Source organism: Bacillus sp. MUM 116 (genome assembly GCF_001866655.1).
Classification (GTDB): Bacteria; Bacillota; Bacilli; order Bacillales; family Cytobacillaceae; genus Neobacillus.
In genome coordinates this window covers 1-24,431 of record NZ_MLYR01000045.1, presented here as the reverse complement: position 1 = coordinate 24,431, position 24,431 = coordinate 1, and the positions used below count along the sequence as shown (strand labels likewise).

Below are 24,431 nucleotides of genomic sequence, written 5' to 3'. Positions count from 1 at the left end.
TAGGGGCGCTTTGTTTTGTTTTGTTTTTTGGGGAGCTTGCTTGGAGACACTTGCTAAGCTTTATTTACGATTTTTTGTCCCCAACAACCGAAAACCATAACTGTCTAGCTGCTTCTGTTATATCTCCCGCCTTACTAATAGCAGTAATAACAGAAACTCCATCTGTCCCAGCCTCCACGACTGAAAGAGCATTTCCTGCATTAATCCCGCCAATCCCAACTAACGGGATCGTAAAACTGTTTGCCCGCAGGTTTTCAATTAACAATGTACCCTGTACGGCTTTCACATCCTCTTTTGTACTTGTTGGAAAAATCGGACCGATTCCAAGGTAGTCAGCACCGCACTCTATTGCCTTCTGAGCCTCCTCAAGTGAATGGACCGATACCCCGAGAATTTTATTACCAATCTTTTCACGAACCTTCTCAACCGAATCATCCTCTTGCCCAATATGAACACCATCTGCATCCAATTCCAAAGCCAACTCAACATCATCGTTTACGATGAAAGGAATTCCGTTGATCCGGCAAATTTGTTGCAGCCTACTTGCTAGTTTATATTTTGCTGCTCCTTCAAATGCCCCGTTTCCTTTTTCTCGAAACTGAAATAAGGTAATTCCTCCAGCGATTGCTTCTTTCAATACCGTTTCGGGATCTTTATAGCAATTATTGCTCCCCATAATAAAATATACCTTTAAAACCTTCTTAATCCTCTCTCTATTCACTCTTTCCACTTAAAATGCCCCGCTTTCGATTATATGCCCAATGATTTGTTGGTCCATGGCCCGCTCCCATGAACAAATCAGCTTCAATTGCCGCCTGGATATACTCCTTGGCAGTCGAAACAGCCTCATAAACAGTGGCACCTTTTGCTATTTCTGCTGTAATCGCCGCAGAAAAAGTGCACCCGGTTCCATGCGTATTATTCGTTAAAATTCTCTTACTATTAAAATAGTAAAATTCATTCCCATCATATAAAAGGTCGACAGCTTCTTTTATTTCTTCATCATGGCCACCTTTAATAACCACGTTCCTTGCCCCAAAATCGACAATATGTTTCGCGGCTTCCCTTCTATCATCGAGAGTCTTAATCGACATTCCAGATAACACTTCTGCTTCAGGAATGTTCGGCGTCACCACCCATGCGAAAGGCAAAAGATATTTTTTCAAGGCTTCAATGGCTTCCATTTGCAGCAGGGGCGCTCCACCTTTTGCAATCATCACTGGATCAACAACCACTTTTCCCCACTGGTAATAACTAATTCTTTCAGAAACAGCTCGAATAATTTCTGAACTGAACAACATTCCTGTTTTCACAGCATCTGTTCCCATATCCTCCCCAATCGAATCTATTTGGGTCGATACCGCTTCCGTTGTCATCGGATACACCGCTTGAACTCCTAATGTATTTTGTGCCGTAACCGCCGTAACCGCGGACATCCCAAATACCCCTAATTCTTGAAATGTTTTTAAATCAGCTTGAATTCCAGCACCGCCGCCAGAATCAGAACCGGCAATTGTTAATGCTTTTCTTACATCCATGGTATTTCTCTCCTTACTTTTGATGAAAATGACCGTATTTTTCAATTTCAGCTCCGGAAACTTGGTAAAGCTGATTTAAAAATTCAATGTGGAAACTGCCAGGACCAAGATCTACTGCTTTCTCAGCAGCAATTTCTGCTGCTGTACCATAATAAACTAGAGCCGCTGTTGCTGCTTTTATGAAGTCTTTTTCTACTGAAGCAAATGCCCCAATCACAGAGGTTAGCAGGCAGCCAGTACCGGTCACTTTTGTCAGCATTGCATGACCATTATGAACAGCATAGGTATTCCGACCATCTGAAATAGCATCAGTCTTCCCTGTAATAACCACAACAGTATTTAATTTTTGAGCCGTTCGTATCGCCAATTCCACTGTGTCCCCATTTGTTTCTCCTGCGTCAACACCTTTAATCTCCCAATCAAGACCGGCAACATTTGCGATTTCTGCAGCATTCCCACGAATGACAGAAATGTGAATCTCCTTGATCAGTCTTTTGGCAGTTTCGGTCCTGAATGCGGTTGCCCCAGCCCCAACAGGATCAAGGACCACCGGTACCCCGTTTGCATTCGCTGATTTTCCGGCAATGATCATGGACTCAATTTCTCCCGAATTTAAGGTCCCTATATTTATTACAAGTGCCCCAGCTATTTTCGCCATATCGGCTACTTCTTCAGGAGCATAGGCCATAACTGGTGATGCCCCTAATGCCAGTAAACCGTTTGCGGTAAAATTGGTTACCACAACATTTGTGATGTTATGTACCAACGGATTTTTTTCTCTCACCTTTTCTAATGTTTTGCTAATAAAATCATTATTCATAATAAAAAACCTCCTATTAAACTAATTCATTACTAATCCGCCATCAACATTGATGCATTGCCCAGTAATAAATGAAGCCCAGTCAGAAGCTAAAAATAATACGGCTCCCGCAATATCTTCAGGCATTGCAAGGCGATGCATGGGGGTTAAGCCAATAATCATTTCTCTCACATCCTCTTTTGTCTCCGAACTGGAGTCAGTTAGATTGGTGAGCCCTGGTGAAACCGCATTAACCGTGATTCCAAAGGAACCAAGCTCTTTTGCGAGATTCCTTGTATACCCGAGCAGCGCCATTTTTGCTGTCGAATAATCATGGTACGGCACCACAGGGAAATCAATTAAATTACTGGCAATATTAATAATCCGTCCTGACATATGATGTTTCATAATCGGCATTGCCGCTTTACAAATTTGAAAAGCACCTTGGAGACTTCCGGCGATTTGCTGGTCGTAATCCTTCCACTCCAGTTCCCATGCCGTTTTTCGGGTTTTCGGATTAAACGTAAAATGATGGAGGGCATTATTGACCACTACATCAATTCCGCCGAACGAATCGACGATTTGATTCATCATATTGCCAACCTGCTCTACATCCCTGACATCTGCCTGAATTGCGGCAGCCTGGCCACCATTTGCTTCAATCTCCGAAACTACTTGATCAGCAAGTTGGTTATTTTTCAAATAATTCACCATCACAAAAGCGCCCTCGGAAGCGGCTTTCTTGGCAATGGCCGCGCCAATTCCGCGGCTCGCTCCTGTTACCAGCATAATTTTATCTTTTAAAATCATCGTTAAACCATCCTTTTACTCAACATCTGGGTCAAAACGTTCCAAATCTTGTTCCAGGTTACGTTCAATATCGGTAAACCTCACCAAATCCAGCAAGTTAAAGCCGCCATCATGGTGCCAGCCCGGCTTCGTCCGATTCATTTCACCAATTGGAGAGATCCGGTTGACTCCCAATGAACCCAGTATTTCAGCAATTTGAAAAAGTCTAAATGGTGATGCCGCAAGGCCACAAGACTGCAAATAGTCCTTATACACAACAATTTTTGGAATATCCTCTTCTAGCCTGCAAGATTTAAAAACATGAATCGTTCGATTCAGCGGCGACGCATCCATTCCCGCTTCATCATGGTAAATCACCGTCCATGCCGAATCATTTTGACTGGCAAAGACACTGACCTTTTCTCCGGACAATGACTCCAACTCATAGCGATTTCTTACCTTTTGAATCGACATCGCTTCCTCTGCTGAAAGCTTGGCCCGCGGCCGTTTTTTATGGTACCGTTCCAATTCTGCTGCGAGCATTTGCGCAAATTGATTTGGATTGACTGCCCCCCCCTCTTCCACCAATACGGATTGAGGAGACAAACAGCTTTGCTGATCATATACTGAAACATCCTCCGCCAATTTATGAATGGTGTCAAAGTAATGGTCAGCTGTAAGTGCTTCCTTACCAATCAAAGCAAGGCTAATTTTGTGGCCATAGGTTAAAAATTTCTTTCCGAACGGAACAAGCTGACGCACTTTTTCCACAGTTGTATTGGAGCCATACACAATAATTGCTTCTGCAGCAGAAATGGCCTGTTCTTCCAGTTCCTTAGTCCCACCTTTCCAAGGAAGGATGGTTATGGAATCTGCTAATTGCGGATCTACTTCTGCTAATGATTCCACAAATAAAACTGGAAACAGCGGCTCCGCTGTGGAGGTTTTGCCGATATTCGCCGATTTCAGCAGCAGCCCCATGATTAAACTCCATATTTGAACGCCGGGAACGTTTCCAGAAAACACATGGAAAATCGAGTTAGGACCATATGCTCTGCTCATCCCTCCAGTTTTTCTTGGACGAAATTCATCGAGCATTGCCGGCTGGTCAAACTCCTCATCCAAGAAACGCATAAGTTCTTTTTTACGAAACATTCTGAGGTACCGCTTTAATTCAAGCCTGACCATTTCTGAATCGTAGCCTGTAATTCTTGGGATCAGAATTTCTGCATAATGTCGTAACTGATAATCTGGATTTAACCATTTCAAAACAGCCTGATCGATTTTTGCTACAATATCATTTATGGAAAGCTTCGCTAAATAATTAGCCCTGTTTTCCTGAACAGTCTGAGAAATCTCTGCAATTTTTCTGGCGGATAAAATCGGGTACTTTAGTAAAAAAACTCCTTTTTCCGTTTCATGCAATTCCTCGCGAATATCAGTCACCTGTATTGAGCTTGGAACCTTATAGGCTTGAATCTCTACTATTTTATCGTCCATCATCGAAATCCCCTCATTTACCATTTGCCTGCAATAATTGGTCAATGGCAATCGAACACCCTCTTGCCTCGGATCCCTTTACTCTTCCCAGTAAGACAAAGCCTTCCTCCGTTTTATACCCAATGTCCTCTGTCAAAATCGCCAAACAGGAATTCCAATTGGCAAGGTCATAATGGGCAATCACTCCGGTTTCTCCATTGGTTACAGGCTCTAATGTGTTTGGATCAAGCACAACGGTTTTCACCCAGGCAGGACCGGTTTTATCTAAAACGCTTCTTCCAGTTAAATAATTTGATAAGATTGTTTGGTCATAGATTTGTGAGCTTAATTCTGTCATTCCATACATATTAATACACATCGTGCGATCTACATCGAAATACTCATTGAACATGAAATATAAATGATCCATTTCTACTTCGCGGGATTGCCCCTTAAACCCTCCGGTATCAAAAATCCGGCTCCCATTCACAAGCTTAAATCGAATGTTCTTTTCTTTTAAATAATCAAGAAGATGGACATAGGCGAATGTTGCTCCTATTAGCAGAACTGGCTCCTGACGAACTTCAATTTCCCTTAAAGCCTCCGCCAATCCTTCCTTATCAAGTCCATTTTCATTGAAAAAGAAACGGCTGTTTTCGGTACCAAAATAGGTAACCGCATTTGATAAATACCTGGAAAGCGATGAGTTCTGATTCAAATCCGCTGCCGGCGACAAAACAAACATCGTGATTTGTTCGCAATCCGGCATCACAAATCGTTTGAATGGCCCTTTCATCGAGGCATCCCAAACCGACAGTGTGGGATGATAATTTTTACCTTTTGCATTCGGGTTTGTCGTGCCACTTGTCATAAAAACGGCCTCTGCTCTCTCCACAGGTTCCGCGGATAACACCAGTTCTTTAAATCCTTGAATCGGAATGGCCGGAATGTCCAGCCAATGTTTGACCGTTAACGGTGTTTTGCGCTTTGTTTGGCAATACTTTTTGTATGGCAAATTGAACTGGAATTGAATGGTAAATAACTTTAATGCCAGTTCATTAAAATGGATTTCAGCTTCTGGTGGAAACCCTTCCGGAAATTTATCAATAAACCCTATGATTTCATTCGTAATTTGTTGTGATTCCAGTTTCATTTTTTACCGCCTCTTTTCTAAACCATTTCGGAAAATTGACTAATAATACTTGAAGAATAATAGAGAAAGATGCTCCGATAAAAATACTATTGGAGAGGAATGTACCGATTGATCCTTTTACATCTTTAAAATATGTAGGCAAACTAATCGCTAAAAGAATAGATAGCCCGATAATCATATAGTTGGTTTCGTTTTTTTCTACTTTTGCCAAAATCGAAATACCGGTAAACACTAAGCTGGCTGCAGCAGGCAGGAAGATTCCGCCGACAACGGCATCTGGTGTGAGTGCGAGAATCGCACCGGCCTTAGGAACAAAACCTAAAATTAAAAAGATCACTCCTGCAACAATAACCGGTTTCCGTGAGCCCACCCCTGTTAACCTTAACAATCCAACGTTTTGTGCAAAAGCAGTTGTCGGAAATCCCCCGATTAATGAGGAGACGAATGAGCCTGCAGATTCACCGGCAAAACCATTACGGATCCTTTTAGCATCCAAATCGATATCGAGCATTTCCGCTGATGCCTGATAAACACCCATCGCTTCAATAATTGCAACAATATAAGCGACAAAAAAGGTTAAAAACCAGCTCCAATGAAAAGTCATATCACCATAAGGAAGAAAATGAGGCATTCCAAACCAACCTTTTTCCGCAATTAATGCAAAGTTCGTTTTTCCAAGGCAAATGGCAATAATATCTCCTATTACTAACGCAATAAGGAAAGAAAATGATTTCCAAACCCCTCTGCCAAAAAGAGACAAAATAATTACAACCGCTGCAGTTGGGATGGACATTAAAAGTGTGGTACTGCTTGCAAAGCTGTCCATTCCCGGTGTGCCGCCCAAAAATTCGTATAGGGTAAAGCTGGATAAGGAAATACCGACAATAAAAATGACTGTCCCGGAAATAACCGGGGTAAATAACGCGCGTAGTTTTCCAATTACACCGGTAATCGACAATAGAAATACAATGATAGCACTTATAAAAATACTCCCGCTGGCAGAAGCAAGTGCCCCCGCCTTTCCTGCCGAAATCATGATGGAATCAAATGCAGCAGATGGTCCCTGAACGATTGGCAGTCGGACCAGCTTGGTTGCTTGAACCAATGTCACGAGGCCAGCAGCAATAAAGATAGCATTGACGATATTTGCTGATAAGGTAAGTGGCAGTCCAATCATTGTTGCCACAAAGATAGGATCTAACCATACGTTTGATACAAAGACATGCTGCAATCCATATAAGAAGCTCTTTACCGGTGGTAAATTCTCCTCCACCCCGATTGTTATACTTTCCTTTTCATTCATAATGAAACTCCCCTTTTATAAAAACTAAAAAAGCCAGATCCATAAATTGGACCTGACTTAATAGGTTAGGAGAAAAAAATTAATTTTTTTCCACTACTTTCCTACGCTGGTATGATCCAGATCAGGTCCAAAGGGTTAAAAAACGAATTTGTTTTTCTCTCAGCCCTAAACCGGGCACCCCTAGTAGTTTATGAATTTAATAATTTTATCCTATACCTATTTAATGGGAATAGCAACCATAATTTTTAAAATTCAATCTTTAATGGATGAAAATAATCCCCTGCAGCTTTCCTAATTTTTTCTGTATGACCTTCTTGAAAAACGACAATAAAGCATGTTGACGGACCGGATGATTTTAAAACCTCTACATCCGTTCTCAAATTTTCTTTTCCTAAAACCACATTTGAGAACAGTTGATTCATCTCATATAAAATCCCTTTAGATCCTACTGGCAAAATTACAACTTCATTCAGCCTGCTTATTTCCTGAAAAATTGATAATGGTGCCACATTATATTGTTGCTCAACTACTTCATTACCCACTAGAGGCATTCCAATAATAGCAACATTCACATTTTCTGATAGTAATACTTGAGAAGCCGAATTTTTTACTTTTTTTCCTATTACAATCAAACCAACAGCCGATTGATTCAAGGAAAAATTGCTCTCTGTACTTCCAGTGATAGAAACTCCGTTCAAACCAAGTTCACCTAAACCGGTTTGAATACCTTTAACGAGTTCTTCCCATGGTTCATTGCCGCAAAAATTGTGAAGCACCACAGAAATCGGTTCTCCCCCCGCAGCGATACATTCCATAGCCGCGACGCGAAAAGAATAATAAGCAACCGTTTCATAAGGAACTTTTACAGAATCTTCATGCTTCATTCCAATGGCACCGCTATTATCACTTGCAATAATGAGAGCTTCCCTTGTTGTTATCGGTATGGTGACTATATCTCTCATCGTTTAAGCTCTTCCTTCTGATGAGTGATCTTAAATAGACCAGAAATCCTTGGAATCAACAAGAATCCAATCACAACATTAATGATGGAACCAACTAATAATGAAGGGACGATTGCCACATAAAAACCCATACTCATTAAAAAAATAAATGGCAGCGGTGCGGCAAATGTGTTTCCGAGAACAAAAACAATACTGGCCAGGATTCGCTTATTTTTATATAGGGCTCCGAATAACCAAACAAGTACGGCCATTTCACCGGCAATCAAAATATGCATGGGTCCAAGCGGAAAGCCGCCAAACATTGCAGAGAGTAAGTGTCCAAAGGCAGCAGCAATGGCTCCAAACCGTCCTCCAAGCAACGCAGCTGCCATTAGTGCCGGAAAAACATCCAAAGCAACACTGTCAACAAAGGCTGGGATCTTAATCGAAGCTCCAACCACAGATAAGGCGGTGAATAGGGCGAGCCAGCTAAGCATTTTTCCATCGAATTTATTTTTCATCTGCTCGTTTCCCGCCTCTGAACACTTTTGCACTTCTTTCATACTCCACATCTCTTACATTCAAGCGATAGTTAATCACCCTTGCCAAGGCAAAGAAATAATCTGATAGACGGTTTAAGTATTGAAGTGCCAGTTCAGGTGCTTTTTCATCAGCTTTTACTAGTTTTACCACCAAACGTTCTGCTCTCCTTGTCACCGTTCTTGCAATATGAATCGAAGCTGCCGGTTTTGTACCTCCAGGCAAAATAAACCTTTCTAATTCTGGAGCTTCTTCAATATACTCATCTATTTTCTTTTCCAAATAATCGATGGATTCTTTTTGCAGCTTCATTTCCCGTTTTTCGGAAACATTGGCCAAATCTCCACCACAATCGAATAATTCGTGTTGAATTGTTTCAAGATCCTCTAGGACATCCGCGAAAATTTCTGGATTAAGTTCTTGAATCGCCTGACCTACAAAACAATTCACCTCATCGACGGTGCCATATGCTTCTACTCTCGTGTCATCTTTATCAACTCTGCCGCCAATAATACTTGTTTTTCCTTTGTCACCTGTTCTTGTATAAATTCTCATTTTTCCATTCCTCCACCTTTTATTGTTTGATTCAACCCATACCAAATGACATCCACCCTGTCCGCTATCGCAGCGATGTCCTGAAAAGCCCATCCTGTCAAATCGCGCCAAAGTCTGTTTTCCTTTTCCATCGGAACAATTCCTTTTGTGATATCCGTTCCGATTACAACCAATTGCCGGTTTTTCTCCGCTCTCTCCCATAAAACCCAATGGTTTAAGCAGTCCTTCCATATCCTGCGGAAATGGTCGGGTTCATATTCTTTCATTAAAGCTTTTACCCACATTTCCATTCCCTCAAGGACAAGTACTTCCCCTTGATGTTCTCTGAGCTTAATTGGAAATGGGGCATTTTGATAGGCTGATTTCCATTGTTCATTAATTCGAATCGGATAGGTTTTTCTTACCCATTTTCTTTTTCCGTTAAAGGCACCGCCTGTAATAAAGTGCACCGTTCTCCCCTCCTTAACGCTTCCCGGCTAAAGATTAATTCGTACCCCTGAGTATGAGAAGAGTGCCATTCCCAAAATTCTTTCTTTATAGGTGCATACCTGCTTAGAAGGTAACGAATGACACCACCATGGGTAATGACCGAGGAGCTTTTTAGGTTTTGCCGAAAAATTTCAGCAACAATTTTTCCCCAGCCCACTTGAAGCCTTTCTTGAAACTGCCGAAAGGATTCCCCGTCTGGCGGGCAATACCGAAGCGGATCTGATAACCACTGCCGGTAAAGTGAATCTTCCTTCAAGTCCTCGTATGTCTTCCCATCCCATTTTCCGAAATTAATTTCCCTAAACTCTTCAAATCGCTGTGGATTACTATTAGGAAATAATAATTTCGCCGTTTTCACACATCTTTGTAAATCACTGGAAAAACAAGCATCATAAGCTCTCATCGGCAAGATTTTCATTGCCTCCGGACTTAAAGTAGAGTCCTTCCATCCCAAATAGGCTTTTCGTTTATTTGCTTCTGTCAGGCCATGGCGAAATAATGCAATAACCACACAGTCATCCATAAAATTAACTCCGTCCCTTCTACAGAAGCTCCAAGCACATCCCCGGTAATTCCGCCAAACCACTTGACCGAATTTCGGCGGCAAACGAGATAACAACCGGCGGCTACTAACAATAAGATGGTGACAAGGAGTAAATTTTCATTAAACATGATCAATATGATCAATAAAAGGATGATAAAAACAGGATAAATTGTTAACGATTTGGGCGAAACCGCACGTTGAAACAACGCTGCCAGCCCTTCTTTTTTGCCAGATGGAACCGTAACAAGTAAAACTCCCATCACAGTCTTGCTGAAGAAAGGAATGGCTGCAATCAAAAGATAAGGAGCAGTTTCGGTTATTTCATAAATAAATAGAAAGCGGCAGCTTAGTAAAACAATAACGGAAAGTACACCAAATGCTCCGGTTCTCGGGTCCTTCATAATTTCCAGCCTTTTTTCCAGATTTCCATAGGAAAAGTATGCATCGCTCGCATCTATCCAGCCGTCAAGATGAATCCCACCGGTAATAAGGATTGTCGCCAGCCATAGTATAAAAGCCGCGGCCAAATGGGATAATGGAGTATATTCTTGTATCAGAAAAAATAAACCCGCATAGATGATGCCTTGAAATAACCCGATAAGAGGAAAAGCTTGCACCGTCTTACCAAGATGCTCCGAATCCATTGGCAGCTCCCAACGAACCGGAACCGCTGTAAAAAACTGCAGGCCAATCAAAAACCCTTTAAAAAACTTCATTCCTCTGAACCCCAATTCTCGATGATCCCTTTTAGAAGTTCCCATTTTAGATGCGCTTTCATTTGGGTGGCAAGCGCAGTGAATCTTTGATCCTTAAATTCACGTAAGTTCCTTATCTCTTTTTGCGCAAGCCCTTTTCTTACCCTAATTAGGTTTAGCCAGCGATTTCTCCATTCGTCATTATGAAAAAGATGGTGAAGATATGTTCCAATCAGTTGTCCACTATTATTAAAATAGCCTTCCTCTTTTCCATTTGCCAACGTTAAAAAGGAGCAGCCTTTTTGGCTGATAAAGGTATTTCCTAGATGGATTTCATACCCTTCCAATCCAATATTTACAGGAAATCCAGTATTTTTATGATAGGCAGCCTCTGTTCTTACCGTTTTTTTCTCTTGAAAAAAACAAGTTTTCCCCGGTATTATGCCTAAACCCTGCACACTATTGTTCGGGATTCCTGTATCCGATCCTGCCTCATCAACCATTTCTTCACCGAGAATTTGATACCCGCCGCAAATACCGACTGTAAACCCGCCATTTTCATAATGGCTTTTGATTTTCACATCCAGACCTTGTTCTCTGATATATTTCATATCTTGAATGGTACTTTTCGTGCCGGGAATGATCACCGCATCTGGCACACCAAATTCTTCCCCATGTTTTACCCAGCGTATCGAAACATCTTCTTCATATAAAAAAGGCTCCAAATCACTGTAGTTTGAAATAAATGGAAGATGAATGACAACCACATCAAGATTTCCTTGTTTTTGATTTGAAAATTGATTCGTGATGGATAATGAATCTTCGCCATCGATCATGTGATGGTCAATATAGGGCAATACTCCTAAAACGGGAATCCCTGTTTTTTCTTCCAGCCAGTGTACTCCATCTTCGAATAAAGTAATGTCGCCGCGGAATTTATTGATGATGACCCCAGCAACACGTTTCCTTTCCTCCGGTTCCAATAGTTCAAGCGTACCGATGATACTGGCAAACACTCCTCCACGGTCAATATCGGCAACAAGTACGACCGGCACAGCCGCCATTTTTGCCACCTTCATATTGACCAGCTCACGATCCTTTAAATTAATTTCAACCGGACTGCCTGCTCCTTCAATGACAACGACATCAAATTGGTTCGATAGCTGTTTTAAGGATTCCTGAATCACTTCCAGCCCTTTTTCATAAAACTTTTCCCGATATTCTCGTCCGGAAAAGGTCTCAATCGCCTTGCCCAAGTAAACTACTTCTGAATCCTGCTGGGAGCGAGGTTTTAACAAGATTGGATTCATCCAAACACATGCCTCAGTTCTGGCTGCTTCTGCCTGGATCCCCTGGGCTCTGCCGATTTCTTTTCCATCAGCCGTTACATAGGAATTATTAGACATGTTTTGCGATTTAAAAGGTGCCACCTTTCTACCTTCATCCGATAATATTCGGCATAAGGCGGTAACAACCAGACTTTTCCCCACATCAGAAGCTGTTCCCTGTAACATAATCCCTTTCATGCTTTCATTCCTTTCATCATAATCGGGATGCCTGCTTCTACCAAGTAAGCTTCATCCGCATCCTTTACCAATTGTCTGTGAATATGTCCTAACAATCTTCCATATATAATCACAAGTTCTTTTTCGTGGATTGGCTCGTAAACTACCTCGTTACTGACGACGATCATTGTTTTAGATTGCTCTTTAATTTTTGTAATGCCGTTAAATATTCGTTCCTTCACCGATTCTAAAAAAGAGTTATCCCATGATGTTTCGGTGGCAAACAGCTCATTATTCAACAATGTCGTCACGCAATCAAGCAGAATCGTATCCCGCTTCGTAAATTCCACCGCCCTCAAGCCGATATCACTGGATTGTTCTACGGTTTTCCACTGGTATTTACCTGCTGCTCGATCCTGTTGATGTTTGCTAATACGCTCTTCCATTTCCACGTCCGAAGGAACCCCAGTTGCAAAATAAATGAGATTACCTCCTGTTTCAGCTGCTAATTCCAGCCCCTTTCTCTCGGCGAAGCTGCTTTTTCCACTCCTGACACCGCCGGTTATGAAAATAAGGGATGGTACATTCGCCATTCCGCTAACACCTCCAAAAGACGATCATTTTCCTCACTGCTTTTTATGGCCAAACGGAGCCACCTTCCCTCCAGGCCGGGAAAATTAAAGGTGTGCCGGGGAACAACCCCGTTGTGAAGAAGAAATTGAAAGAGATCAAATTGATCTTTTAAATAAGGATCTTGTAATAAATAAAAGTTAACATCGGAAGCTGTTACAACGAATTGATGATTTTGGAAAAAATCGAATAGTCTCTTTCGCTCTTGAAAAATATAATCCTGGGTTTTTTTAATAAACGCTTCATCTTCTAAACATAATTCTCCAGCTAATAAGGCAATAGTATTTGTACTCCAATGTGGCTGCAGTTCGCTTAAGTTTTGAATAACTACAGGTGCAGCAACTATGTACCCGAGGCGAATTCCTGGTATCGCAAACATTTTTGTCATCGAACGAATGATAATTAAATTCGAATATTTCTTTATGTAAGGAAAAAAAGATTCATAACCTACGAGAAAATCATAAAATGCTTCATCCAAGATTACGGAACAATTTTGCTTATCACATTCCTCGATTATCGAAAGGATGGTTGAAGAAGGAAATTGAATCCCGGTTGGATTATTGGGATTACAGATAAACAAGGCATCTGCTCCAGTCAGATTCGACTGTAAATCTGCCAAATTTAATTCAAAACCTGGTCCGTGCAATTGATGATAGATGATTTCACATTGGTTAATCCGGCAGTTTTTTTCATATTCTGAAAAAGCAGGCTCTATGATAACTACCTTTTTACCTGCGAATATTCGGGCTACTAAAGAAATTAATTCTGCCCCACCATTCCCAATTAAGATTGACTCCAGCGGGATTTGTTCTTTTTTTGCAATTTTTTCCTTTAGACTGCTGGCATTGGGGTCTGGATAGACATAAATTTCAGCCAAAAAGTCCATCCACTTTTCCTTGATTGAAGCAGGTGTCCCCAATGGATTTATATTTGCACTAAAATCAATATATTTCTCTGGAAGTGTAAGCCCCAATGCTTCATATAAATAGCGGGGGTTAGATCCATGTGACGGCCAAATCAATGATTATCCCTCCTGCCCATAAGAATAATAAAAATAAAAATACGGTTTTCCCTAGAATCGTATTCGTCTTTGGGATATGCTCCGCCTTTATTGGAGATAAGGGGTCTCCCATTTTTGCCCGGTCTGATTTCATTCCTTTATAATAGTTAATTCCGCCAAGTTGAATCCCTAAAATCGCGGCAGCTGCCGCTTCTCCCCAGCCGCTGTTAGGACTTGGATGTTTTTTGGCATCACGGAACAAGATTTTCCAAGCATCACGATATCTGATTTTTTCTGGACGATTTCCCAAAAGCATGATGAATCCTGTGAGCCGGCTTGGAATCCAATTCATCACATCATCCCATTTTGCGGATGCCCAGCCAAACTGTATATAGCGGTCATTTTTATATCCAACCATCGAATCACATGTATTCGTTGCCCGGTATACTATGGCGAGGGGTGCTCCGCCAATCAGCGCCCAAAACAAGGGGGCCGTAACCCCATCACTTGTATTCTCGGCAATCGTTTCAATTGTACCGCGGGCAATTTCTCCTTCTCCCAAGAAATCGGTATCCCTGCCAACAATATAAGATAATTTTTTTCTCGCATCGTCTAATGTTCCAGCCCTTAATGGTTGATAGACTTCGAGGGCTGCTTCCTTCAAACTTTTTTGGGCTATGGTTGTCGAAATAATGATCGCCTCAAGAAAAATCCCAACAAACGGGTGAAGTAGATAACCTATGAAAATAATAATTAATACTGGAATCAAAACAATGAGTAAAACAGAGATTAGCATCAAAACCCCTTGTGCTTTTTTCGCTTGACCATGGTTCCAACGCTTTTCTAAATATGAAATTAGCGAACCAATCCAGCGAACCGGATGGGGCCAATTGGGCGGGTCCCCGATAAGTAAATCAATCATGATTGCAATGGTAATTGAAATTAAATGATGGATGATCACGATTTTTTCCTCTTTTGTGATTTTTGAATCGCTTCTGTTGTGCAATGATAAACCGCTTTACTAATCAGCTTTCCTAAAGGAGTAATGGTGCCAGCATATTCCAGAACGCATCCTGTTTGGGTCGCACCAATTAATATGCTATCGGTCGAGGTTCCTGTCGCTATCGTTCCTGTAACGTTATCCATGACCTCTAAATCATGGATGGCCTTCACTTTCGCCTCTGTGGCTGTCATGATGCTTTGAATAAAGGCTTCCTCTGTCAGTTCACCATTCACAAAAATCCATGTATTAATTGTGCCGGGCACTGTTTCAAAGGAATGCAGTTCACTTTTGGAGGCATCAACGGCATTTCCAACGCCCGCCGTTATCATCACAAATAGGGAAAAGTCATTTTCTTCATATTTTCGATATACCAAATCCTCTAAAAATACAGCGGTCATCATTCCTACGGTTTCAGCAGGTTCAAACCCCTTTGCTTTTAAAAATGAAGCCATTTCACTGCGATGGTCGCTGCAATTATAACTTTTGTCTACATGCCGATTAACAAAGGTTTGGTGCCAGCCTGTCCCCGATCCAATTACACCTGATGACATCGTCCGAAGTGGTGCCGGTGTACGAAGTGTGATAAACTCGTTCGAAACGGTTACCAGTGATTGATCAACAATAATGGGTGATTCTTTTTTAATCCCTTCTGGTAATAAGCACATTTGCGGTGCAGCTACTTTCGGATGTGGATGTTTTTGGATATCGGTATGATACACTGCTCTTATTCTTTCTTCCCGCAGTACTTCATTAGGAATATGATTGATATTGATTGTCCCTTTTTCGAGTAAAAGCAGGCGGTCGCAGTAGAGGCCGGCAAGGTTTAAATCATGAAAAATTGAAATAACGGTCAATCCGGTTTCCCTTGTCCACTGCCTTAACAAATCGAGCAATTCTTTTTGATAGGATAAATCCAAATGGTTCGTTGGTTCATCTAAAAGAAGAATTTTTGGCTCCTGGGCCAAGGCTTGGGCTAAAAACACTCTTTGTTTTTCTCCGCCGGATAACTCTTGAATATTTTTATTTTGAAATTGAGAAATCCCCGTCTGTTCCATCACACGCCAGACGATTGTCTCATCTTCTTTTAACCATGACTGAAACCAGCCCTTTTGATGTGCATATCTTCCAAGGGAAACCGTTTCTTTAACGGTATAAGAAAAGGACTCTGAAGAATGTTGTGAAAGAACGGCAATCATTTGCGCAAGTTGTTTTGAACCATATTCTGTGAGTCTTTTTCCATTGATTAATATTTCACCTTTTTGAACAGGAAGAATTCCACTTAGCATTTTTAAAAGGGTTGTTTTCCCACTTCCATTCGGTCCCAAAATACCAAATAATTCACCTTTTTCTACTTTGAATGAAACATCTTTAAGAATGTAATCACCTGTGTAACCACCGGAAACATTTTCAACGGTAAGCATTTGTTAACCACTTCTTTCCTTCCTTTTTCTCTGCATAAGAATTAGTGTAAATACAGGTGCACCAATCAATGCCGTAATCACACCTATGGGCAATTCAGTTGGTGAAATAATGGTTCGAGAAACAAGGTCCGCTAATATTAAGAAAGCACTTCCGGATAAAATCGTTAACGGAAGAAGATGCTTATGATCTGGTCCCCATAATAATCTGGAAAGATGGGGAATGACCAGTCCGACAAAACCGATGGTTCCTGAAACTGCCACTGCCGCTCCTGTTAAAATCGAACCTGCAGTTAAGATGATTAATTTCCTTTTATGCACATTTACCCCTAAATGCTGCGCTCTCTCTTCGCCAAATGACATGGCATTTAATTCTTTCGCATTAAAGATCAAGACGATCGCGCCTAAAATAAAAAATGGTAAAATAAGCTTTATGTATTCCCAGCCTCTCATCGAGACACTTCCTAATAGCCAGCCGATAATTTCTCGAAGTTCATCTCCTGTTAAAGCAATCATCAGTGAGATAAGGGCACCTAAAAATGAACTAAAAATAATCCCAGTTAAAATAATCGTTTCCACTCTCATTGAACGGTCAATTTTCCTTGCTAACGTAAGAACTAAAAAAATGGTTATAAACGAAAAAAGAATGCTTAGCACAGGTAATGTAAATGTGCCTAAAACTGGAATCGAAAATCGAAAAAATAATGTTAAAACCGCCCCCACAGATGCCCCGGAAGACACCCCTAATGTATAAGGATCGGCCAACGGGTTTCGAAGCAGTCCCTGAAAAGCAGCGCCGCTGATGGCAAGTGCCGCACCTACAAGTCCGGACAAAATGACCCTCGGCAGTCGAATGTTCATCACTATACTTTGATACATTGGGTCCAGTTGCTCGGAAAAATGAATTCCAAGAACATTTGAACAAATGATTTTAATAATAGTAAGAACGGGAACGGATACCGTTCCCATCGAAATTCCCAATAAAACTGCAAAAATAAGTGAAAAACCTGCCAAACAAAAGGCGAAGTATTTATTATTTAAAAACTTCCGGATAGATGGCCTTTGCAAGATCTTCTACTCCTTCAACAATCCTCGGGCCTGGACGGTTTACTTTATCAGCATTGACATCCACAACCTTTTTGTTTTTCACGGCATTGACATTTTCCCAGCCTTTTTGTTTTAAAACTTTTTCAGATGGATTTTTTACATAATAACCATATGTAGTCACAATTACATCTGGATTCCGTTTTATCATGGCTTCTTCATTGATTTTTACCCAGCCATTTTGATCATTTGCGATATTTTCTGCATTAATTATGGTTAACATTTCATCCATGAAAGTATTTTTACCGGTTGTATAAATTTCCGGTGCGGGTGAAACTTCCACAAGTACCTTTTTCTTATCTTTAATTTCTTTTGCCTTTGCTTGAATAGCCGCAAGCTTATCTTTCATTCCTTTGATGATTGCAGGAACTTTTTCTGATTCACCGGCAGCTTTCCCAATCATAGCAATGGTATCATACACTTGCTGAATATGATCGGCATTTTTCACGACTAAAACCTTGATTCCAGCATCTCTAAGCTGTTGAAGAGCTGCTTTCTCAATGTTTGCAGCAGATTCATGCGCCAACACTAAATTAGGCTTTAAAGAAAGGATTTTTTCTACATTTATCTCTTGCCCGCCAACTTTCTCTTTTTTCGATACTTCTGCTGGGTAGTTATCGTAATCAGATACTCCCACCACTTCTTTTCCCAGACCCAAAGCATATGCAATCTCTGTATTACTTGGAATTAATGACACAATCCTTTCGGGCTTTTTATCGATGACAACTTTATCCCCTAATGCATCTGTAATCGTTACCGGGAAAGAAGCTTGTTCTGTTTTCTTTTCCCCTGCATTTTTGTTTTCTTTCCCTTGGTCTTGATTTCCGGCACAACCTGCTAATACACCTATTATTAACATTGCAGCTAACAATAGTGAATACCATTTTTTCACGTTGGTTCCTCCTGTTTTTGATTAATATGATTTCTTTTATCAAAAAATATTTTGCACCACACAAAAAAACATCTCCAGATGGACATGGAGATGTTGGTTCGATTAGATTCAGTTACTTAATATGTAAAGTAAAAGGAGTCTAGCCTTCCACACCTCCCTATCCTCGTAGGTTATTTGGCGCAAATAAATAGGCAGGTTTCCTGGCTCATGTTCATAGCTTCCTATGTCTTCCCATCAAAACGACAGTGACATTCTATAGGTAGCTCCCATTTACAGTGGCGGGACCGCGTTGGCTTTACACCAAACTTCCCTTTTAAGCTTAAAATCTTGAATAAGATTTTAGCACCTATTCTTTAAATATTTTTATGATTCTTTTATTATATCGGAAAAGAAAATAATTTGTATATATTTTTAGAAAAATTTCCGTTCAAAGGAAAAACCTTCATCAAAATCTAATTTTCCTATTTGCGGTGAAAATTATTCAAATGTTCTGCAAAGATTGGCCATTTCAATCGCTGCTGATGCAGCATCCCAGCCTTTATTTCCTGCTTTTGTGCCGGCACGTTCAATCGCCTGTTCAATTGAATCAGTTGTTAAAACTCCAAAAATAACAGGAATACCTGATTTTAAATTGATGGCAGAAACGCCCTTCGCTACCTCGTTACACACATAATCAAAATGCGGTGTAGAACCACGGATAACTGTTCCAAGAGTGATAACGGCATCATATTTTTTGCTATCCGCCATTTTTTGCGCAATTAAGGGGATTTCAAATGCACCTGGTACCCAGGCAACATCAACATCTGTCTCGCTGACACCATGTCTTTTCAATGCATCCTGTGCCCCGCTTAATAATTTGCCTGTAATGAATTCATTAAAACGCCCAACTACGATTCCTACTTTTAAACCTGATCCGACTAAATTACCTTCAAAAATATGTCCCATGTTGAATCCTCCGATTGTTTAAAAAATTATATAATTGATTTAAAAATGTAAAAGATGCCCCAATTTGTCGTGCTTCGTTCTAAGGTAGTTCTCATTTTCGCTTCTCATTTCCATTTGGAGCGGAACACGCTCGACAACATCAAGGTCATACCCTTTTAAGCCTTTAATTTTTCTAGGGTTATTGGTTAATAACCTCATTTTTCTAATTCCCAATTCCCTTAAAATTTGCGCGCCAATTCCATATTCTCTTAAATCTGCGCCAAAACCAAGTTTTTCATTCGCTTCGACTGTATCATAGCCTTCTTCCTGAAGTTTATAGGCTCTAAGTTTATTCAATAAACCAATCCCGCGGCCTTCCTGACGCATATATAACAGAACGCCATTGCCCTCTTTTTCAATTTGACTTAGTGCGGCATGGAGCTGTGGTCCGCAATCACAGCGGTAGGAACCGAACACATCACCTGTTAAACATTCGGAATGGACCCGGACAAGAATCGGCTTTTCAGGGTCAATTTCCCCTTTGACTAATGCCACATGCTCTTTATGATCAACAAGATTGGAATACCCGACAGCTTTAAAGTTTCCAAATTCTGTAGGGAGATTAATTTCCACTTCCCGTTTGACGAGTTTATCCTTTTTATTGCGATATTCAATCAAATCTTTAATCGTAATCATTTTTACATTTAACTCATCGGCAATTTTTCGTAATTGAGGGACACGTGCCATCGTGCCGTCCTCATTCATAATTTCGCAAATTACACCAGCCGGTTTTGCTCCGCATAATTTCGCCAAGTCTACCGCCGCTTCCGTATGTCCTGTTCTGCGTAACACACCGCCTTTTTTAGCCACTAATGGAAAAATATGACCTGGCCTTGTAAAATCTACTGGCTTGGCTTCCGGATCAAGCATACTTAAGACTGTTGCGGATCGCTCGAATGCGGAAATCCCTGTTGTTGAATATCTATGGTCGATACTTACAGTAAAAGCTGTCCCTTTGGAATCCGTATTTACGGGTACCATTGGGATTAAATCAAGCTTTTGCGCGATTTCCTCCTCGATTGGCACACATATTAATCCACGTCCATGAATAGCCATAAAATTAATTATATCCGGTGTCGCTTTCTCCGCTAAGGCAATGAAATCCCCTTCATTTTCTCTGTCCTCATCATCACAGACAATAACGACTTTTCCTTGTTTTAATTCCTCCAAGGCTTCTTCAACCGTATTAAACATTTTTCCTCACTCCTTTCTAATCATTAAGCAAATCCGTTTTCAGCCAGGAAATCGGCTGATATGCCTGAGGTTCCTTTTTTTACTTGATTGCTGTTCATGCCTGTTAAAAAATGACCAACATATTTTCCTAACATGTCGCATTCCAAATTCACAATATCACCGGAGCCTTTAAGGCCCAAAATCGATTCAGACAATGTGTGAGGAATAAGGGAAATCGTAAAGGTATCTTCTGTTTTTCCAAAAACAGTCAGGCTTGTCCCATCAATGGTAATCGACCCTTTTAAAATAATGTAATGCAAGATTTCTTGGTTTGCTTCAATTTCATAGTAGACAGCATTTTCAAAAGCTTTTTTACTTTTAATTACCCCGGTTCCATCAATATGACCGGAAACAAAATGTCCGCCAAATCTTCCACCAGCCGCCATCGCTCTTTCCAGATTTACTTTAGAACCACGTTTTACGTCATTTAAACTGGAGGCTTTTACGGTTTCCGGCATAACATCTACCGTAAACTTTTTTCCGGTAAAGGATGTAACAGTGAGGCATACTCCATTAACCGCAATACTGTCACCAAGGTGGACATCCCCTAGAATTTTTTTCGCTTCGATGGTTAGAACGAAGGATTCTCCTGTTCGTTGTATATTTGAAACCAAACCAATTTCTTCAATTATTCCGGTAAACATACTGTACTCCCTCACTTAGGTTCTGCAATAATGCGGATATCATTGCCGACGCGGTCCACTTCTTTTATTTTTAAAGAAACGACCTCTTCCATTGTTTCAAATCCCACGCCGCCATAAGAGGCCGGAGCCAATTTCCCGCCAATCAGTTTAGGCGCAATATAGGTAATCACTTGTTGGAAAGCTTTTTCTTTTAAAAAGCTTCCATGCACACCGGCACCGCCTTCTACGAATAATGAAGTAATTCCCATTTCTCCTATTATTTTTAACATTTCTCGAATGTTTATTTGCTCCATCGGCATTTTTATCAGCTTAACCCCTAGGTCCAGGAATTCTTTTTCCCTAATCGGATTAACACCCGATCCAGAAAGAATCCATGTCGGTGCCTGTCCATCCGTAACGATGCTTGCATTAATGGGTGTTCTAAGATGAGTATCAAGAATAATCCGGATTGGATTTTTCCCGCCAGATGGCAGTCTTGTTGTTAATGTTGGATTATCTTTAATGACGGTATTGACTCCGACTAATATCGCATCATGCTGGTGGCGGAATACATGGACATCTTCCCTAGCCTCTTCACCTGTAATCCATTTACTTTCGCCGGTGGCGGTTGCAATCTTCCCGTCCAAGCTAATCGCAGATTTTAAAGTTACATACGGAAGACCCGTGCTGATATTATAAAAGAAAACTTTATTAAGATCGCGTGCTTCTTCCTGCATAAGGCCTACTTCTACTTCAATTCCAGCATTCTTTAGTCTTTCAATCCCTTTGCCCGCTACCTGTGGATTTGGGTCGGTGGTTGCTACAAATACTTTCTTTAGACCTGTACGGATAATCAAGTCCGAACAAGGAGGTGTTTTGCCAAAATGGCTGCAAGGCTCAAGGGTTACATAAATGGTTGCATCCCTTGCTTTTTCACCCGCCATTTGAATGGCATGGACTTCTGCATGTGGCTCACCTGCTTTTAGGTGAGCACCCATCCCGATGATTTGATGATCTTTCACTAACACTGCTCCAACAACAGGATTGGGTGCAGTCTGACCAATTGTGCTTTTAGCAAGTTTAATGGCTAAGCCCATATAATCTTTATCGTTCATTTTGGTGACTCTCCTTTTATACAACATAAAAAGACCCTGAAATTATTCTTCAGGGTCCTAATAAAGACAATAGCAAACTAAGGCTTAGAAATAGGTTTTTTTCACCCAATTTCCAATCCTGCTATTTTTTCCTTCTCCCATCCAGACTTTAACTGTCGGCCCTGGAGTTTCACCAGATCCACCGTTTAACAAATGTTAACCGGGTCACGGACTAAGAAGCATTGGCTTCATCACCGCCGGTTAGGAATTTCACCTGACCCCGAAGGAATATTAAATTTGATAATATTGTCAGTATAACGAATTCAATCGAGAAAGGGAAATAATTTGTTCGTAATTTTTCGAGAAATTTTCGAATTCCTTTTTTAGCATAACTTTTCTAATATTTTCTTACTGGAAGATAGATATCAAAAATCAAATTCCCCGCAGCATTATTCTCTTTATGTTCACCATTATAAACTTCTAAGCTTAATGCCTGATGATCTTGCTCATAACCATAGTCTTTCATCCATGCAAAAATTTTCTTGTATGTATTTTCAATCTCTTCTGCCCTACCTTTATGAGTTGTAAACACATAGTTTTTTCGCGGAATCGTAAAACCAACCATACCATCAGGCACCTCTTTTATTTCTTCCACGGGTGCCGTGACAAAATACGTGAACTCCGTTTCTCTGCTATGAAATGGCGCGATTAGAACTGGTTCATTTGTTTTATTTTGCACTTCACAGAGTCGATCTTCCATGACGTTAAAAAGACTTGGAATTTTCATTATTTCTGAATAATTACCGTTCCATGCAATACCTACAACCTTCAATTCCTCTTTTTCTACCACTTTTACTTCCAAGTTAACTCCCCCTTTTACAAACATCCTATTTCTATATTTCTAAATTTAGCACCAAAATTCCTGCTAAAAACAAACAAAAAAGCATCCAAATTAAAAATGGATACTTTTGTAAAATATTTTTGTAACCGAAGAATAATAAACAAGGTTTATTTTCCACAAATGAATTACTAATTTACTAGGTTACTTAACACCATGTGGATTAGCAAGATTTAGCCCTTTAGCAATCCTTTCACCATACTCAGCGTCTGCTTTGTAAAAATTCTGGATGGCGCGAAGTTTGATATCGTCTCTTTCAACTGGTTTCATAGCCGCAACGATATTTTCAACCAGCCTCGTCTGTTCTTCTTCATCCAGCAAGCGGAACAAGTCACCTGCCTGTGAGTAGTGATCATCATGGTCATAAGCGACACTTTCTGCATTGCCGGATACCGAGAATACAGTTTGGCGGGCTTCCGGAACTTCTTTCGGACCTCCAAAACTATTTGGTTCATAATACACGGATCCACCGCCATTGCCATCAAAGCGTATCGCTCCGTCACGCTGATAATTAGATGCTTCTACCCTTGGACGATTAATTGGAAGTAAATTATGGTTTGGATCTACAAGATAGCGGTGGGCATCAGAATACGCGAAAATTCTTCCATGAAGCATTTTATCAGGTGAAGCTTCGACACCCGGGACCATGTTACCTGGAGAGAAAGCAGCCTGCTCGACTTCAGCAAAGTAGTTTTCAGGATTACGATTTAACACCATTCGCCCCACTTCAATCAATGGGTAATCTTTATGTGACCAAACCTTGGTAACATCAAACGGATCATAGCGATAATTATCTGCATCCTCAAGCGGCATAATTTGCACATATAATTTCCAAACCGGGAAATCCCCTTTTTCAATTGCATTAAATAAATCTTCAGTATGATAATCCGGATTTTCCCCGGCTAGTTTTGCCGCTAGCTCATTAGACATACTCTGGCACGCGTTCGCGGTTAAAATAGGCCAATTTTTCGATTAAATGAAAATCTTGGATTAATGTAGGGCCGCGATTCCCTGCTGTCATCGAATTTTGATTATCCCCTACTGGTGCCCCTGAACCAGTAGTTAACGGCTTGTTTTCATTATTCATTCCATCACCTCATAAGCTATTTGTTTACAACTTTACTTAAATTATAATATAAATCTTTTTAGAATTAATAGCTTTTTATAATTATTTTAATATAATATTTATTTTAGTGTTAAAACAATTTGGCCCATTATTAAA

Annotated in this window: 26 protein-coding genes, 1 pseudogene and 3 riboswitches; all 27 genes and pseudogenes read right to left on the bottom strand. The window is 40.6% G+C overall.

Features of this window, described 5'->3' with window-relative positions:
- Positions 1-64: 64 nt before the first annotated feature.
- The 27 genes and pseudogenes from thiE to BIV60_RS30955 all read right to left on the bottom strand — a co-directional run bounded on the left by thiE (position 65) and on the right by BIV60_RS30955 (position 24,296).
- Positions 65-730, bottom strand: coding sequence for a thiamine phosphate synthase (gene thiE / locus BIV60_RS12370; protein WP_083402234.1), 666 nt, complete (start codon positions 728-730; stop codon positions 65-67).
- Positions 714-1,538 (bottom strand): bifunctional hydroxymethylpyrimidine kinase/phosphomethylpyrimidine kinase, encoded by an 825-nt coding sequence (gene thiD / locus BIV60_RS12365; RefSeq protein WP_071356041.1) that lies wholly within the window; start codon positions 1,536-1,538, stop codon positions 714-716. The genes thiE and thiD overlap by 17 nt, the downstream gene beginning before the upstream one ends.
- 13 nt (positions 1,539-1,551) lie before the next feature.
- Positions 1,552-2,358, bottom strand: a complete 807-nt coding sequence (gene thiM, locus BIV60_RS12360) for a hydroxyethylthiazole kinase (protein WP_071356040.1) — start codon at positions 2,356-2,358, stop codon at positions 1,552-1,554.
- Between the two features lie 21 nt (positions 2,359-2,379).
- Positions 2,380-3,147: a 3-oxoacyl-ACP reductase gene (locus BIV60_RS12355; protein ID WP_071356039.1), complete on the bottom strand. Its 768-nt coding sequence runs from the start codon at positions 3,145-3,147 to the stop codon at positions 2,380-2,382.
- A 15-nt stretch (positions 3,148-3,162) separates the two neighbouring features.
- Positions 3,163-4,677 (bottom strand): acyl-CoA reductase, encoded by a 1,515-nt coding sequence (locus BIV60_RS12350; RefSeq protein ID WP_256218403.1) that lies wholly within the window; start codon positions 4,675-4,677, stop codon positions 3,163-3,165.
- Complete coding sequence (locus BIV60_RS12345; protein WP_071356038.1) at positions 4,640-5,758, bottom strand: LuxE/PaaK family acyltransferase; 1,119 nt, start codon at positions 5,756-5,758, stop codon at positions 4,640-4,642. Before BIV60_RS12345 ends, BIV60_RS12350 begins: the two co-directional genes overlap by 38 nt.
- Entirely contained in the window at positions 5,727-7,061 is a 1,335-nt protein-coding gene (locus tag BIV60_RS12340; protein ID WP_083402232.1) for a solute carrier family 23 protein, read from the bottom strand. Before BIV60_RS12340 ends, BIV60_RS12345 begins: the two co-directional genes overlap by 32 nt.
- An 81-nt stretch (positions 7,062-7,142) precedes the next feature.
- A riboswitch (TPP riboswitch) is annotated at positions 7,143-7,253 on the bottom strand.
- A 53-nt stretch (positions 7,254-7,306) separates the two neighbouring features.
- On the bottom strand, positions 7,307-8,023 hold the full coding sequence (locus tag BIV60_RS12335; RefSeq protein WP_071356037.1) for an ATP-binding protein: 717 nt from the start codon (positions 8,021-8,023) through the stop codon (positions 7,307-7,309).
- A complete protein-coding gene (locus BIV60_RS12330; protein WP_083402231.1) occupies positions 8,020-8,523 on the bottom strand; it encodes an ECF transporter S component in 504 nt (167 codons plus the stop codon). Before BIV60_RS12330 ends, BIV60_RS12335 begins: the two co-directional genes overlap by 4 nt.
- Positions 8,513-9,097, bottom strand: coding sequence for a cob(I)yrinic acid a,c-diamide adenosyltransferase (locus BIV60_RS12325; protein ID WP_071356036.1), 585 nt, complete (start codon positions 9,095-9,097; stop codon positions 8,513-8,515). The genes BIV60_RS12330 and BIV60_RS12325 overlap by 11 nt, the downstream gene beginning before the upstream one ends.
- Positions 9,094-9,546 carry a bifunctional adenosylcobinamide kinase/adenosylcobinamide-phosphate guanylyltransferase gene (locus BIV60_RS12320; RefSeq protein WP_071356035.1) on the bottom strand — a complete coding sequence of 151 codons (453 nt, stop codon included), beginning with the start codon at positions 9,544-9,546 and terminating at the stop codon, positions 9,094-9,096. Before BIV60_RS12320 ends, BIV60_RS12325 begins: the two co-directional genes overlap by 4 nt.
- Positions 9,498-10,109, bottom strand: a complete 612-nt coding sequence (locus BIV60_RS12315) for a histidine phosphatase family protein (RefSeq protein ID WP_071356034.1) — start codon at positions 10,107-10,109, stop codon at positions 9,498-9,500. The genes BIV60_RS12320 and BIV60_RS12315 overlap by 49 nt, the downstream gene beginning before the upstream one ends.
- Positions 10,067-10,846, bottom strand: coding sequence for an adenosylcobinamide-GDP ribazoletransferase (gene cobS, locus BIV60_RS12310; RefSeq protein ID WP_071356033.1), 780 nt, complete (start codon positions 10,844-10,846; stop codon positions 10,067-10,069). The genes BIV60_RS12315 and cobS overlap by 43 nt, the downstream gene beginning before the upstream one ends.
- Positions 10,843-12,351, bottom strand: a complete 1,509-nt coding sequence (locus tag BIV60_RS12305; RefSeq protein WP_071356032.1) for a cobyric acid synthase — start codon at positions 12,349-12,351, stop codon at positions 10,843-10,845. Before BIV60_RS12305 ends, cobS begins: the two co-directional genes overlap by 4 nt.
- The gene (locus tag BIV60_RS12300; protein WP_071356031.1) at positions 12,348-12,923 is read right to left on the bottom strand and encodes a bifunctional adenosylcobinamide kinase/adenosylcobinamide-phosphate guanylyltransferase; all 576 of its coding nucleotides are present in this window, start codon (positions 12,921-12,923) and stop codon (positions 12,348-12,350) included. Before BIV60_RS12300 ends, BIV60_RS12305 begins: the two co-directional genes overlap by 4 nt.
- Positions 12,893-13,981, bottom strand: coding sequence for a threonine-phosphate decarboxylase CobD (gene cobD / locus BIV60_RS12295; protein ID WP_071356030.1), 1,089 nt, complete (start codon positions 13,979-13,981; stop codon positions 12,893-12,895). Before cobD ends, BIV60_RS12300 begins: the two co-directional genes overlap by 31 nt.
- Positions 13,956-14,921, bottom strand: a complete 966-nt coding sequence (cbiB, locus tag BIV60_RS12290) for an adenosylcobinamide-phosphate synthase CbiB (RefSeq protein WP_071356029.1) — start codon at positions 14,919-14,921, stop codon at positions 13,956-13,958. Before cbiB ends, cobD begins: the two co-directional genes overlap by 26 nt.
- Positions 14,918-16,384, bottom strand: coding sequence for an adenosylcobinamide amidohydrolase (locus BIV60_RS12285; protein WP_071356028.1), 1,467 nt, complete (start codon positions 16,382-16,384; stop codon positions 14,918-14,920). The genes cbiB and BIV60_RS12285 overlap by 4 nt, the downstream gene beginning before the upstream one ends.
- 3 nt (positions 16,385-16,387) lie before the next feature.
- Positions 16,388-17,449, bottom strand: coding sequence for a FecCD family ABC transporter permease (locus tag BIV60_RS12280; RefSeq protein WP_071356027.1), 1,062 nt, complete (start codon positions 17,447-17,449; stop codon positions 16,388-16,390).
- Positions 17,415-18,377 carry an ABC transporter substrate-binding protein gene (locus BIV60_RS12275; RefSeq protein ID WP_071356026.1) on the bottom strand — a complete coding sequence of 321 codons (963 nt, stop codon included), beginning with the start codon at positions 18,375-18,377 and terminating at the stop codon, positions 17,415-17,417. The genes BIV60_RS12280 and BIV60_RS12275 overlap by 35 nt, the downstream gene beginning before the upstream one ends.
- Positions 18,378-18,550: 173 nt before the next feature.
- Positions 18,551-18,742, bottom strand: a riboswitch (cobalamin riboswitch).
- A 112-nt stretch (positions 18,743-18,854) separates the two neighbouring features.
- A complete protein-coding gene (gene ribH, locus BIV60_RS12270) occupies positions 18,855-19,322 on the bottom strand; it encodes a 6,7-dimethyl-8-ribityllumazine synthase (RefSeq protein ID WP_071356025.1) in 468 nt (155 codons plus the stop codon).
- A gap of 39 nt (positions 19,323-19,361) precedes the next feature.
- Complete coding sequence (locus tag BIV60_RS12265) at positions 19,362-20,555, bottom strand: bifunctional 3,4-dihydroxy-2-butanone-4-phosphate synthase/GTP cyclohydrolase II (RefSeq protein WP_071356024.1); 1,194 nt, start codon at positions 20,553-20,555, stop codon at positions 19,362-19,364.
- A 23-nt stretch (positions 20,556-20,578) separates the two neighbouring features.
- Positions 20,579-21,238, bottom strand: a complete 660-nt coding sequence (gene ribE / locus BIV60_RS12260; RefSeq protein WP_071356023.1) for a riboflavin synthase — start codon at positions 21,236-21,238, stop codon at positions 20,579-20,581.
- A gap of 11 nt (positions 21,239-21,249) precedes the next feature.
- On the bottom strand, positions 21,250-22,332 hold the full coding sequence (gene ribD / locus BIV60_RS12255) for a bifunctional diaminohydroxyphosphoribosylaminopyrimidine deaminase/5-amino-6-(5-phosphoribosylamino)uracil reductase RibD (protein WP_071356022.1): 1,083 nt from the start codon (positions 22,330-22,332) through the stop codon (positions 21,250-21,252).
- A gap of 125 nt (positions 22,333-22,457) precedes the next feature.
- Positions 22,458-22,603, bottom strand: a riboswitch (FMN riboswitch).
- A 105-nt stretch (positions 22,604-22,708) separates the two neighbouring features.
- On the bottom strand, positions 22,709-23,173 hold the full coding sequence (locus tag BIV60_RS12250; RefSeq protein WP_071356021.1) for a GyrI-like domain-containing protein: 465 nt from the start codon (positions 23,171-23,173) through the stop codon (positions 22,709-22,711).
- A 180-nt stretch (positions 23,174-23,353) separates the two neighbouring features.
- A pseudogene (locus BIV60_RS12245) lies at positions 23,354-24,127 on the bottom strand (catalase); the annotation flags it as partial.
- A gap of 4 nt (positions 24,128-24,131) precedes the next feature.
- Positions 24,132-24,296: a catalase gene (locus BIV60_RS30955; RefSeq protein WP_371261529.1), complete on the bottom strand. Its 165-nt coding sequence runs from the start codon at positions 24,294-24,296 to the stop codon at positions 24,132-24,134.
- Between the last annotated feature and the right edge of the window lie 135 nt (positions 24,297-24,431).